Origin of the sequence: Nitrososphaera sp. (genome assembly GCF_037447015.1) — an archaeon.
GTDB lineage: Archaea > Thermoproteota > Nitrososphaeria > Nitrososphaerales > Nitrososphaeraceae > Nitrososphaera.
On record NZ_JBBIHK010000018.1, the window covers coordinates 22181 to 35476 of the forward strand.

The window sequence follows — 13296 nt, forward strand, 5'->3', positions numbered from 1 at the left end:
TTATGCTCCGCTCTGCTCTGCGCCGCTTTTTTTTCAATAGTTTTTCGCGCTAGGTTTAAGAAAAGGCGGGCGGCACCGTACCTTGCAACTTGGTTGAAATTCGCTCTTGCGCCGCCGACGTGGCCCGGCCTGCAATCAAGCTTGCCGCAAACGACACGCTCCAGGACCTGCGCAACACGCTGTTAAAATATGGCATAAGCAGGGCTGTAGTGACCGAAGAAGAAGTGAAAGAAAAAGAAAGGGGCAGAGGGGCGGGGCTTGCCCGAGGGGGCAGGCCGGTCGGAATCCTGACAGAAAAAGACGTTTCGCGTTTTCTTTATTCGGGCAAGACGGTCAAGCCATTGAATGAAATTGCCGTGGCAGAGATCCTGCCTCCAGAACGCAGGGTAATATCGGTCAAGAAAGACACAAGCCTGGCAGAATGTGCCAGGAAGATGATAGAGCACGGCATCAGCTCGCTTGTCGTGGTCGACGAAAACGGCGAGACGTTTGGGATCTTTACCAAAACAGATCTTTTGGATCTGTACACAAAGCACTTTGCAGGAAGGGCGACTGTGGAGCAGTACATGACGCGGGAGGTCAAGACCATCAGGCCCGACGAGCCCGTCCACTCTGTGCTGATGCTGATGGCAAACTGGGGGATTTCCAGAGTCGTTGTCGTGTCCCACAACAAGCCCGTCGGCATTATCACCGGAAGGGACCTCTTGCTGGTCACCCCTCTCCTGCACGAGCCTAACGGCGAGACGACCATCCGGGGCCGCAACAAAGAAGAAAAAAAGAATAGTGGTAGTAGTAGCGAGGCATTCCACTACATCCCATCCGGCTCGATCGCAACAATTCTGGCAGAGGATGTGATGAAATCCCTGCCGATAACGATAACCAACTATTCAGACGTCGCAGACGCTGCCATGATAATGAAGGGCAACAAGATAAGCGGGCTGCCTGTGGTCAATTCTGACGACGAGCTGGTGGGGATTATAACCACCACCGACGTGATAAGGGCGATATCTGACTTTGAGACAACAACAGGCGGCCAGGATCAGCCCACGATAAACAAGGCCCGGAAACAGCAGTCCTGAAACAACCCTGAAAGACTTGAAGGAAGGTCATCCCGCCATCCCCTGTATGTTGATTCGACGCAACAGGTCAACCTTCTCAGAGCTTCTTCAGGTTCTCAAGCGCCTTTGGCAGGCCAAGCTCCCTCGTCTTGACCAGGTGGTCGTAGACTTCGTAATAGTTAAAGATCTTTTTACTGATGAGGGTGTCCAGAAACGCCGTGCGCATGTCAAGCTCGTCGTACAGGAGGCCCTCGTCCTTTCTGGACATGCCTCTTTTGAGCAGCAGCCTTGAGACGAACAGGTTGCTGCTCCCCTTGCCCCTGAATGTGACCGTGTCGGTGGACGGGTCCCAGGTAAAGATGGGGATGAACATGACCGAGTCGGCGCCGGCGTTGTACCCGACTACCTCGTTTATCGAGAGCACCCTGCGGATGGGCCTGCCGTCCTTGCCCTGTACGGCTGCCTGGAAGAGGGCGATGTTCAGGTTCTCCACGTTTGGCTTGGGTATCTTCATGGGCTCGCCTGTCAGCCTCTGGATGAGGCTGGACATCTGCGCGGCGTGGAACGTGCTGATGACGGGGTGGCCCGTCTGCATGGCCTGAAACGCAATGTTGGCCTCTACGCCCCTGATCTCGCCCACAAGGATATAGTTTGGCCTCTGCCTGAGAGCGGCCTTGAGCAGGTCGAACATGGTGACGCTTGAAGACGCGCTTCCCGTGTCGCGGGTGACCTCGCTTATCCAGTTGTTGTGCGGCAGCGTAATTTCAGGAGTGTCCTCTATCGTCACTATCTTCCATGTCGGCGGTATGAACAGCGTGATGCCCATCATGGTCGTGGTCTTGCCAGAAGCCGTCTCGCCGTTGATGAAGCAGCTCATGCCCTCGCTGACCATCATCCACATGTAGGCCGCCTCCCTGCTGTCGAGCGTCTTTGACGAGATGATCTGGGTTATGGAGAGAGGAACGGCCGCAAACCGCCTTATGGTCGCGTTCGTGCCCTTCCTGCTCACGTCCTTGCCAAACACGATGTTGATCCTGGAGCCTTCCGGGAGCGTGGCGTCTATGACGGGCTTTGCGTGCGAGACCGTCTTGCCAAACTGCTCTGACATGCCGATGACCAGACTGTCGATGTCGTCGTTTGTGAGCCACACCGGCGACTTTAGGGAACCAAACACCTTGTGCACGATGAACACGTTGCCCTGCCCTATGATGGAGATGTCCTCCAGGTACGGGTCCGTGAGGAACGGCTCGAGCAGCCCAAGGCCGGCGCGCTTGCGGATGAAATGATATGTGAGGTTTGCAAAGTCCTTCTCGTAGACGGGGATGGGCCTTACCTTCGGGTCCAGCTTGGTATAGTCGACCTCTGTCTTTGAGGGCGCACATATCTTTTTCAGGAATTCGTCCAGGTAGACCATCTTTTGCTGGTAGTCGCTTGCAGGCTCGGCGCCGGCGGAGCTTATGGCAAAGATCCTGTCTATGTTGGACGTGAGCGTGATGTTTGGCTCTGGCGGGTCGATTATGGCGTATTCGGTATAGCCGTCGCTGGTGCCGATGCTGTTGATGTGGATGTATATCTGGTCGGTGACAGGGTAGACGAGGTTGAGCACCTTGAGGCTCTTGAGGCTACCGTCCAGCTTTTCGTAATAGGCTGGCATGGGTATCCCAGCGCCCGAGATCTTTTGCAAATAATCCGCCAGGTGGGGAGTCCTCCTGGCTGCCTCGAGCAGTTTCTTGTCGATTATGGGGACGGTAGTAGTAGCAGCAGTACTGGTCGGGCTGGAAGGAGGAGGGGAAGAAGAAGCTGCCGCCGGTTTTTGAGCTAGAGATTGCGATTCCATCGAAAGAGAGATACCTGTGATTAGAGGAAAAACCAGCGGTTAAAACCACTAGTATGTAAAATCCGCAACGAAAGAGGGAAGAGGGGAGAGAAGCAATTGAGAGGAGACGAGAAAAAGAAAGAGGACGTGCAGTCGCGACGGCCAAAAAGTTCAGGATGTCTTGTTGAACATGAACTTGAAGGCCGCAACCAGCGACTGGTTGTTTGTGTAAAAGCCGGAAAAGTCCTGCTTTTTGCTGCCGCTGCCGCCAGAAGGCGCCGGCGCGCGGCTGCCGAGCAGGATTATCATTTCAGTGTTGTCTACGATCACAAAGTCGACAGGCGTGTTCTTTCCGTCCACCACCTTCAGGCCGACGGTGTTCTGCATGTTGCCGTCGACGTCCTCGCTGAGCAGCTGCGGCACCTTCTGGCACGACGTGTGCAGGTTGACCTTGGCGCCCTTGCCGCGCAGCCCTATGAGTGCGTCGATTATCTCTGCGTAATAGAGGTTGACCAAGTATCTGTCGGAGAGCAGCATCGAGACCTCTGCCTTGGCAGACGCCAGCATCTTGATGATCTTGGCGTGAATCGGGTCCTCGCCGACCAGCACCTGGTAGCTTTCCTTGCCCTGCTCCTCCGGCAGCACCATGCCGTCGACTATGCTGTTTATCATGCTCTGGTGCTCGTCCTTGTTCTCCGACACGGCGCGCAGCGCGTTCTGCTTTGAGCGCACAAGGCAGTCGACTGCCTCCGTGTAGTGGAGCGCGTAATACTTCTGCGGCCTGTCAAACGTGGACAGGACGACCCCCTTTGAAAGGAGGTTTGAAAGGTAGTGATAGGTTTCTGTGCGGCCGATGCCGGTGTATTTGGAAACCTCGGTGGCAGTGGAGTGCTTGCGGATCATCAGGTACAGCAAGATCCTTGCCTCGTTCAGACTGAGATCCAGCTTTTGCAGATCCGGCAGCAGTTTCTTTTGCACTGCAAGGAAGTATTTCGCAAATGCGTGATCCATCTTGTCCGACGCGTAGATGCTGTCTTCAAGTTCGGAATAGTCCAGGTCGGCGTCAAAGACTTTTTTGGTGCTGGATGTCATCTTAGAAGGAGAAACTAGAGGAAAATTATATAATAATTTGTAAGTAGATTAGCTACAAACAAAAGCTGTCTCAATGAATTCATGGGGCGGCTTTTTACGACAGGTGACTAACCCCTGTGCCTGTTTTTGGCCGTTTTGCCTGGAAGGGGATACTCTGTCAACACGTTTGTAAAATATATTTCATGCGCTGGCAGTTAAGACACTGGCGACGACCTTTTGCCGTTGAAGAAGACGGTGCGGCGCGGCGTAGTCGGCATAGAGTCTGCCATAGTGCTGATCGCGTTCGTAGTGGTGGCCGCCGCAATAGCGTTTGTCGTGCTAAATTCGGGGTTCCAGACCACCGAAAAGGCCAAGTCCACGATAACTGCCGGGCTGTCGGAGGCAAGCTCTGGCCTTGAAGTGGCAGGAGCAGCCACGGCAAAGGGCAACCTAACAAGCTCGAGCGTGGCCGCGTACACTATACCTGTCAAGCTCGCCGCCGGTGGCTCGTCGATAGACGTCTCCAAGGAAAAGACCGTGGTCAGGTACACGAGCAAGAACGTGTCGTACGACAACATCTATGTGGGAATCATGAGCAACACCACGTTTGCGTCGATGGACGACGCCATCCAGCAGGCCAGAGATGAAAACAAGATCCTGCGAAAACCGGGAGAAGGCGCAGGGCCTACCAAGACTGCGGCCATCATCTACTTTGCCACAAACTCCAATAACAACAACATCCTGGACCCTGCCGAGCAGGCCATGGTACTGGTGGTGTTCAAGGACTCTGAAAGGCCGGCCGCGCTTGACGTGACGAGGCTTGAAATAATCCCGACGTCCGGCGCTCCACTGACTGTAGAGCGCGCCATACCGCCCGTGGCCGACACCGTCCTCAGGCTCGACTAGGTAGGGAGTCTGCGTATTCTTCTAGCGGGCAGAACAAGCTTGTGCTGCAACAACAAAAGCCTTTGTGCATGCGTAAAACGTCTCTTTTTCTTCTTCTTTGCTGCCACACACAAGTAAACCGTGAAAAGTGAAAAAGGCCCGACCGAGAGAGGGATACGAAGCCTTTGTGCGTTTTTTCGTGTGTATATATGAACAAGGCCGGTCGGGGCCTTTTTTTGGGTTGCTGGTTGCTTAGACCTTGCTGCCTATGATCACGGCGCGGTTAAAGAAGCGCGCCATGTCGGGCAGAAACATACAGCCTGGCGTATATCGCTCTTTGACGGCGCGCCGGCTAAGTATAATGGCGGACATACTCTAGGTTTTAGATTCAACCCCCTATACGCTAGCCATGGAAGTCAGAAAGACTCCAGACAACAGACACAGACGCACTAGGCGCGGCGTAGTGGGCATCGAATCTGCAATAGTTTTGATTGCATTCGTAATTGTTGCAGCGGCCCTGTCCTTCGTCGTCCTAAACATGGGATTCTCGACAACACAGAAAGCAAAGAGCACGATCACGTCCGGCCTTGGTGAAGCATCAAGCGCCGTCGAAATCGCAGGCCAAGTCACAGCAAAGGGTAACACAACGGCATCCAAGATAGACGCATACACCATCCCGATCAAGCTGGCGTCAGGCGGCTCGTCAATCGACATTACGTCGTCAAAGACGGCTGTCAAGTACTTCAGCAAGAGCGTGACATACGACAACATCTTCAAGGGCGTGCTCGCAAGCTCCACATACACAGACATGGACTCGGCAATGACTGCAGCAGTGACTGCATCCTACATCAGCGCAAAGCCCGGTGTAGGTTCTGGCCCAAGTGCAACTGGCGCGTTCATCTACTTCACGACCAACGTGAACAACAACTCCATCATAGACGCTGGTGAACAGGCAGTGCTCGCCGTCGCCTACAAGAACGCAGACAGGCCGGCAGCTCTTGACCAGGTGACAGCAGAACTCATCCTGTCGTCGGGTGCGCCACTGACTGTGATAAGGAACGTCCCGACAATTACTGACACAGTGCTGAACCTCGGTTAAGGAGAGTGGACCAAGAAGTGGTCGCTCCACCCCATCTTTTTTTAAAGTCATCTCCTCTCAAGTCATTGAAAATATCAGGCACGGCGCTTCGCGCAATGGCATCCGCCTCGGCCACCATGGGGCTGTACCTTGCCGGCAGCATCGCCATGCCACAGTACCTCGGGTTTGACAGGCTTGACCCTGCCAGCCTGGCTACTATCACACCGGATAACATTGGCTCCAAAATAGTGATATTCATCCCCGCGTTCGCAGGCGCAGCAGGGTTCGTCCTGCCGCCGCACCTAAAGAACGTGCTTGGCCTCTTGAAGCTGACGCGCAGAGCCTCCTCCTCCTCTTCTGGAGCGTCTTCTGCCATGCAGGCCGAACAGGCCGGGATAGCGCCCTCATCAGCCGCGGCATCAGAGCCTGCCGCGTCGCAGCTGCAGGCCTCGCCTGCGGCAGCAGCACTGACGCAGCCTGAACTGGCGGCTGCCGCCGTTGCCCCTGCTCCTGCTGCGGCAATCAACATGGAAGAAACCGTGTCCATGATAGAGGACATGGTGGGCAAGAAGGTGGGCGAGGTGGTCACTGACGTGACCAACATGAAGAACGACGTGGCGTCGTTCAAGGGGGACATCACCGCGCTCAAGGAAAACATAGAGAACCTCACGCTGTCGTTCGAGTCGTCCCTTACGGACCTCAAGGCGTTCCAGGCGGAGATGGTGAACCCGCTGAACTTTATGCGCAGGTACTTTGAGACGATGGACATCAAGAACCTGTCCGACCCGATGCAGCCGCTGCCGCACATGGGAGAACCTGCGGCAGCAAAGGCTGAGCAGCCGGCGATGGCGCCTGCTGCAAGCGTTGAAGGCTCTGAAACCAGACGGGCTGAGCAGCAACAACAGAAGCTGCAAGATCACAATGACGGCGATAATAACAACGGCAACAGCAACAACAACAAGAAAATTGATAATCTGGCCGCAAGGCCGCCGTCTACAAGAAGACGGCAGGAAGGAGAGGAGGGGGAAGGTGACGACGACGAGGGGGAACGTACTGAGAAGCAGCAGCTTGCTCAGCTGCAGCTCTCTGAAGCAGAGCTTCGCGCTGCGTTTCGGGATCTGCTGCCTGGCATTGCCCCAGAAATGCAGCCGCAGCAACAACTGCCACCGGCGGAGGGTGAGCCCCAGATGGTAGTTGCAGCAGCGGGCAGCAGAGACGGTGGCAGGCCGCGCGAGGAAACAACAACAGCAGCAACAGCAGCTGCATCCGGGGGGAACGGGAACGGCCACGCCGGCAGCCAGATGTTCCACGGGAGCCTGACTCTTGGCAAGCTCATGTCGATGGTGTCCATCCTTGAAAAGCTGCTCCGCGACATCGGGCCGGATGAGCTTGAAGTGCTGATAGAGCAGTACAGGCAGTTTGGCCTCAAGGCAGAGGACGAGGCGGCGGTGTACAACGTAGTGAGCATGCTAAAGGACTTTGACATGTCGCCAGACGAGGTGATGGTCCAGCTGTACCGGCTGGGCCAGGTCATGGGCATCCGGGACGCGCAGGCCGATCTGGAATACGCCAAGCTCCAGGCAAGGATCAAGTCTGCCCGGCGCATGCAACAACAACAGCAGGTTATGGCCGCAACAACAACAGCAGCTCCTACTCCTGCTGCTGCCACCGCATCAAGGGGCGACCACCTGGGCCACGCGTACGGAAGGAGGGAACAGGCAGACGGTTAGCGCAGGCATCACCGAGGGGATACTGCTGGTCGCTTCAGTCATAGTGGCCACGTCGCTTTCGGGCATGGTCATAGGCAAGATGGGCATCCTGAACTCGTCCTTTGCAGTGTCTGCCGAGGCGCAAAAAGACATCATGCTGACCAAGATAAAGGTGGTGTACGCGACCGGCAGCAGCTCGTCGCCTGCCGTAAAGGTGTGGGTCAAAAACGTCGGGAGCGTCGCAGTGACAAACACGGACAAGCTTGACGTGTACTTTGGCAAGCTGGGCTCTTCGACGCGCATCCCGTACAATGCAGGCTCTAACCCGACCTGGGTCTACAGCGCAAGCGTGACCCAGTGGCAGATAAAGGACACGGTGCAGATAGACATCACAAACAGCGCCAACCTGTCTGCAAGCAGCACATACGTGGTGAGGATAGTGACTCCAAACGGCGTGGCAGACGAGTACCTGTTCTCGACCTAGCGCCTAGAGGAGAAAAAGAGAGGAGAAGGGGGGTGGGCGCAGAAGGATGGGCATAAGCAACGCGCTGGCCGGCGGCATAATGCTGATGGCGATGGTATACGTGATACTTGGGATTCCCGGTCTTGTGGACACGAGCGCAGGCGTGAGCGGCGCAGCCACCAGGCGGTATGAAGCAGACAACGACGCGCTCAAAACGTCGATAAACATAACGGCGCTCTCGCTCGTCTCGGGCAACACTGTCATAAGCGCCAACATCACAAACGGCGGGAACACCAAGCTGTGGGAGTACTCTAAATTTACGGTCATTGCAACCTACGACGCCAACGTCACAAACTCGCGGGTCAGGACTACAGAAGAGGTGACGTACGGCGGCATATCGTCTTCCACCCCGGCCGCCGGCCGGTGGGTGCTGCACGCATTCGACCCGTCGACCGACCCGTACGTCGACCCGCAGGTGGTCAACCCCGGCGAGCAGTTCACGATAAGGATCAAGCCGCAGCTCCCGATATACTCGTCAAACCCGTCGGTGCACGTGGCAGTCTCGACGCCAAACGGCGTGGTCGCAACCAGGGGAGGCGCCTTTTAAAAATTGGTGGTCACGGTCTCTACGAGCAACGAAGAGGTGGACAGGCAGCTTGGCGGTGGTCTGCCGCTCCCCTCGCTCATCCTGATGGAGGGGGAGCACGGCACCGGCAAGAGCGCGCTCACTGCCCAGTTCATGAAGGGGATGCTCGAGTCAAAGCGCAAGGTGCTCTACATCACGACGGAGAGCAACATCAAGGACTATATCACCAAGATGAAAAAGATAACGTTCGACTTCAGCCACCCATTCCTGCAGAACCGCCTTTCGATACTGCAGGTGCAGGCAGACGGCATAACCTGGTCGGAAAAGCTGGCCAAGTACCTGCTGCCTGTGGTGAGCAGGTACATGAGCGTCAACCTCAAGAAATACGACGTCGCAGTCATCGACTCGCTGTCGGTGCTGAGCATGCATTCAGACGCCGACATCGTCATGGACTTTTTCACCCGCTGCAAGTACCTGGTGTCAAACGGTATGTCGATAGTGATGACGCTGCACCCCGGCGCCGTCAGCCAGGACGTCGCGCTGCGCATCAGGTCGACCTGCGACGGCTACATGAAGATCCAGAACGCGATTGTGAGCGGCAGGAGCGTCAAGGTGATGGAAGTGGTCAAGCTCATAGGATCTTCGTCTCAGGTCACGTCGCAGTTCAGCTTTGAAGTCGACCAGAACTTTGGGATCAAGATAGTGCCGATATCGATGGCAAACGCGTGAGTCGAGAGAGAAAAAAGAGGGAGAGAGACAAAAAACAAATGAGCGCCGGCCTTGACCTGAAAAAGTTCCTGCCGTTCCTCCCCGGAGCCTCCGGAAAGGCCAACGCGCTGGACGACGTGCTGGTGTACTTTGTCACCTTCCTCTATGCCCTGTCGACTGCCGAGATCTCGCCTGCAAACCTGCTAAAGACCGCCGGCTCTGTCGGCTATGGCACTTACTCAAAGACTGTCATGGAGATACACAACCTGGGGCTGCGGTGGCAGTACGGCATCGCAACGGCCGCAGGCATAGTGGCGTCGCAGGTTCAGAACGAGGAGTTCAAGCTCTTCCTCATGAAGCTGGAGCAGGTCATAAGGCTGGGCGACAGCCTGCACGACTTTATGAAAGGCGAGATGGCCGCAGTGGTGAGCGCGTACGCGGCGGCGTACGAGCGCAGCATGGAGTCTCTGAAACTGCTGCTTGGCATGTACTCGACGCTGATGTCTACTGCGTCGTTCATGATAGCGGCGATGATGGTGATGTCCATGATAGGGGGCGGGGACAGCCAGACCATAGTCATGATAGTGTTTGCAGTCATTGCCGGCCTTGGCGCCTTCTCGCTGATGATGTACGTGATATTCCCAAAGGACAAGCTGATGCATGAAAGGGGCGACCACATGAACAGGTTCAAAAAGCTCTTCATCCCCTGCGTCGCCGCCGCCGGCGGCCTCGGCGTAGCGCTGATGTTTGTGCCCGGCGTCCCGACCGAGCTTGTAGTGAGCGCAATAGGCGGGCCGCTCATCATACCCGGCTTTATCGCCAGGAGCGTCGAGAGCAAGGTCAAAAAGCTGGACGAGTCCTACCCGTCGTTCATGCGCCACCTGACCGAGATATACGCGACCGTGGGCTCGCTTGGACAGGCCCTCAAGACTGTGATGAAGAGCGACTTTGGCGGCCTGTCCGTGCACGCAAGGTCGATGCTCAACAGGGTGCTCAACAGGGTTACTATGGAGGACGCCTTTGACCTCTTTTCGGTCGACACGGGCAACGAGCTCATCACTGCCAGCAACAAGGTCGTTTCTGTATCGATGGTCAAGGGCGGGAACATGATAGAGGTGGGGGAGACCCTTGCCAACCTGACCACCAAGCTCAACGACCTGCGGAAAAAGAGGCAGCAGGTGTCAAAGGCATTCGAGTCGACCGCGCTCATACTGCACGTCCTGACTATAGCAGTCATGAGCTTCATGAAGGGCATCTTTAACTTCTTCTCTGACATATTCAGCAACGTCAACGCCTCCGTGGGTGCAAGCGTCATCCAGCCGGTGCCGACAGAGACCATGAACATAATCCTGCCTGCCATGGTGATCGCGCTTGCGGGCATCAACGGCCTTGTCATCAAGATCTCGCAGGGAGGGATGTTCAAGACCGTGTGGTTCAACATCGGCCTGCTGCTGATAATAGGAGGCATCGTGTCTTTTGGCGTGCAGCAGTTCGTGGCCCAGATGTTTGGCGACATCATTGGCGACAACCCGTTTGGCGACATCGCAGTGCCGGGCTCCTGATTGCAAAAAAAGTTTCTTTTATGTGGCGGTGGCCGCGCGGCGGCTTTTTTATTTTTTATGCATGAACGCGCGCACACATACGAGCACACACAAATGTGCCTGCGTCGTTCATGCATGCATACACGCATGCGTGCATGCGTGCATGCGTGCGTGTATGTATGTAAATCGCTCGACGTGCTTGAGGATATTAAATCTGGGATCGAAATTGTGCCATGAAGGAGATAATGGACGCGGTGATCGACACGTTCAGTGTTTTTGGGCCCGACACGTCAAAGGTTCTAATGTTTCACATTGAGCAAAAATTTGGCCTCAAGCCAGAAGAAATACACAAGAACCCCAAGCTCTTCCACGAGTTCCTGCAGAACCTTTTTGGCGACTACAGCCGCTCGCTCGAGCTTTCGATATACAGGCAGGTCCGCAGCGCAAACCCGTCGCACGATTCAGAGTTCATACGGTACTTTGAGCGCCACGCGCTTCAGGAGGTGAAGGCGGCTTGAGCTCGTCTTCTTCATCATCGTCATCATCGTCAATGGAGATAATCAACACGATACTGTCGTCGGTCACGACCGTCGACCTGATGAAGCTGTTCCAAAAGAACCCGAACCTGATAGACACGATGGACGGTGTCGCCCGCAGGATAGGCCAGACGGCGTCGCAGGTGGAAAACGACATCGGCAAGCTCATCGACCTGGGCATCCTGGTCAAGATCCCGTCCGGCAAGGAGACGGTGCTCGTGCTTGACAGAAAGAGGGCCAAGGAGATCGACCTGAAGATAGAGAGCATGCTTGGGTGGCAGCAACAGCGCGATGGAGGTGCCTGAGCAGAGATGGTGAGAGGCCGCGCTCCGACAGGCGTGATGGAATTTGACGCCATGCTCAACGGCGGGTTCATGAAGGGCGACTGCATCCTTGTCACCGGCGCCGCCGGCACGGGCAAGACCAACCTGGCCCTCCAGTTCCTGTACAACGGCGTCACCAAGTACGGCGAGCACGCCGTGTACGTCACGTTTGAGCAGATGCCCGACCAGATCTACAGAGACGCCAAGACGCTTGGCATGAACCTTGAAAAACTGGAAGAGGAGAACAGGCTCAAGGTCGTGGCCACGTCGCCCGACGTCCTTGTCCAGAACCCTGACATGATAACCGACTTTTCATCCGAGCGCGCAGAGAGGATAGTGATAGACTCGATAAGCTACTTTGAGCTGTCCCGCAAGGACTCGGTCAGGGACGAGATATACGCCCTCATCAGGTACCTGAAGACCAAGGGCGCCACGTCGATGCTCCTGCATGAGGCGCAGACGACAGACGGCCTGCACGGCTTTGGGCCCTACGAGCACGGCCTCAGCTTTCTGGCAGACACAGTGGTCGTCCTGAAATACGTGGAGATCGAGTCTGCCATCCGGCGCGCAGTTGCGATACTGAAGATGCGCGGAAGCGACCACGAAAAGACGCTCAGAGAACTAAAGATAACTCCAAAGGGCATAGAGGTGGGCGGCTCGTTCGACCAGTGGGAGGGCGTGCTGAGCGGGGCCCCGCACAAGTCGTTTGCTATCAGGATGTCAAAGGCGTTTGGCGGCATCTAGCTGCGGCAGCCGATGAACGGTGGATAGATGCCGTCAAGATGCTCTCCTCGCAGACACGCTCAAACTGGCAGTCGCTCGTCCTGGCGCTGTGCATAGCCGCCCCGTCGGCTGGCATACTGCTTGCGGCGCAGAGCGCAGCCGAGTTTGAGAACCGCCACGCAGGGAGCGTGCTTTTCCTGGCAGCCGGGGCCATGAGCCTGATGGTGTTCTTCCAGGAAACGTACGCGTTCTATGTCACCAACAGCCGCAGGCTGCTGTGGATGTCTGCCGGCTTTTTCACGCTCGGAGTCGGCATGCTAGGGAGCTCGATAACCGCCGGCTGGGTGGGCGTGGGAGAGGGAGTAGGAAGCGCCGGCGTGGCGCCGGTGGACTCGTACGTCGGCGCGTCAGAGATGTTCAGGGTCACAAGCGAGTTTGCAGCGGCCATCTTTATCCTGCTTGGCACCCTGCGCTCGGACCGGAGCATACAGGGCAGCATGGAGTTCAAGGCGTACATACTGGTGGCGGCCATCATGATAACCGCCGCGTCCATCATAGTCTACATCTCGACCGTGCAGGACGGCCTGTTCGTGCCCTTTTACAGCAGCCAGTACGGCTGGAGCCTCTTTTCACTGTACATCGAGCTTCATGTCTTTATCTTTTTTGCAGTCACGACGGCAGTCTATGTCAACATACACAGAAAGAACAGGAGCCAGATCCTGTTCTGGTTCATAATCGGGTTCATGCTGCTGACGTTTTCCGAGCTCTCTTTTACTTATGAAAGGATCCAGGGGGCGAG

14 protein-coding genes are annotated in these 13296 nt (G+C 56.1%); 12 read left to right on the plus strand and 2 right to left on the minus strand.

What is annotated here, in order from left to right; translation table 11 throughout:
- The first annotated feature begins 89 nt into the window (after positions 1 to 89).
- Complete coding sequence (locus WKI84_RS07915; protein WP_337863000.1) at positions 90 to 1079, plus strand: CBS domain-containing protein; 990 nt, start codon at positions 90 to 92, stop codon at positions 1077 to 1079.
- A gap of 76 nt (positions 1080 to 1155) precedes the next feature.
- Here the strand turns inward: WKI84_RS07915 and WKI84_RS07920 are convergent, their stop codons facing one another.
- Positions 1156 to 2895, minus strand: coding sequence for a type II/IV secretion system ATPase subunit (locus WKI84_RS07920; protein ID WP_337863001.1), 1740 nt, complete (start codon positions 2893 to 2895; stop codon positions 1156 to 1158).
- Positions 2896 to 3045: 150 nt separating this feature from the next.
- Positions 3046 to 3966 carry a helix-turn-helix domain-containing protein gene (locus WKI84_RS07925; RefSeq protein ID WP_337863002.1) on the minus strand — a complete coding sequence of 307 codons (921 nt, stop codon included), beginning with the start codon at positions 3964 to 3966 and terminating at the stop codon, positions 3046 to 3048.
- Positions 3967 to 4182: 216 nt separating this feature from the next.
- Between WKI84_RS07925 and WKI84_RS07930 the strand changes: the two genes are divergently transcribed.
- From WKI84_RS07930 to WKI84_RS07980, 11 genes are all read left to right on the plus strand, one after another.
- On the plus strand, positions 4183 to 4851 hold the full coding sequence (locus tag WKI84_RS07930; RefSeq protein WP_337863003.1) for an archaellin/type IV pilin N-terminal domain-containing protein: 669 nt from the start codon (positions 4183 to 4185) through the stop codon (positions 4849 to 4851).
- A 388-nt stretch (positions 4852 to 5239) separates the two neighbouring features.
- Positions 5240 to 5929, plus strand: coding sequence for an archaellin/type IV pilin N-terminal domain-containing protein (locus WKI84_RS07935; protein WP_337863004.1), 690 nt, complete (start codon positions 5240 to 5242; stop codon positions 5927 to 5929).
- Between the two features lie 95 nt (positions 5930 to 6024).
- On the plus strand, positions 6025 to 7638 hold the full coding sequence (locus WKI84_RS07940; RefSeq protein ID WP_337863005.1) for a hypothetical protein: 1614 nt from the start codon (positions 6025 to 6027) through the stop codon (positions 7636 to 7638).
- A gap of 7 nt (positions 7639 to 7645) precedes the next feature.
- Complete coding sequence (locus WKI84_RS07945) at positions 7646 to 8101, plus strand: hypothetical protein (RefSeq protein ID WP_337863016.1); 456 nt, start codon at positions 7646 to 7648, stop codon at positions 8099 to 8101.
- Between the two features lie 46 nt (positions 8102 to 8147).
- Positions 8148 to 8687 (plus strand): hypothetical protein, encoded by a 540-nt coding sequence (locus WKI84_RS07950; RefSeq protein WP_337863006.1) that lies wholly within the window; start codon positions 8148 to 8150, stop codon positions 8685 to 8687.
- Positions 8688 to 8693: 6 nt separating this feature from the next.
- On the plus strand, positions 8694 to 9395 hold the full coding sequence (locus WKI84_RS07955; RefSeq protein WP_337863017.1) for an ATPase domain-containing protein: 702 nt from the start codon (positions 8694 to 8696) through the stop codon (positions 9393 to 9395).
- Between the two features lie 38 nt (positions 9396 to 9433).
- A complete protein-coding gene (locus WKI84_RS07960; protein WP_337863007.1) occupies positions 9434 to 10936 on the plus strand; it encodes a hypothetical protein in 1503 nt (500 codons plus the stop codon).
- A gap of 212 nt (positions 10937 to 11148) precedes the next feature.
- Positions 11149 to 11433, plus strand: a complete 285-nt coding sequence (locus WKI84_RS07965) for a NitrOD5 domain-containing protein (protein WP_337863008.1) — start codon at positions 11149 to 11151, stop codon at positions 11431 to 11433.
- The gene (locus WKI84_RS07970) at positions 11430 to 11756 is read left to right on the plus strand and encodes a hypothetical protein (RefSeq protein WP_337863009.1); all 327 of its coding nucleotides are present in this window, start codon (positions 11430 to 11432) and stop codon (positions 11754 to 11756) included. The genes WKI84_RS07965 and WKI84_RS07970 overlap by 4 nt, the downstream gene beginning before the upstream one ends.
- Before the next feature lie 6 nt (positions 11757 to 11762).
- Positions 11763 to 12518: an ATPase domain-containing protein gene (locus WKI84_RS07975; RefSeq protein ID WP_337863010.1), complete on the plus strand. Its 756-nt coding sequence runs from the start codon at positions 11763 to 11765 to the stop codon at positions 12516 to 12518.
- Between the two features lie 38 nt (positions 12519 to 12556).
- Positions 12557 to 13296, plus strand: a 740-nt coding sequence (locus WKI84_RS07980; protein ID WP_337863011.1) for a hypothetical protein, incomplete at its 3' end; no start/stop codon positions are given.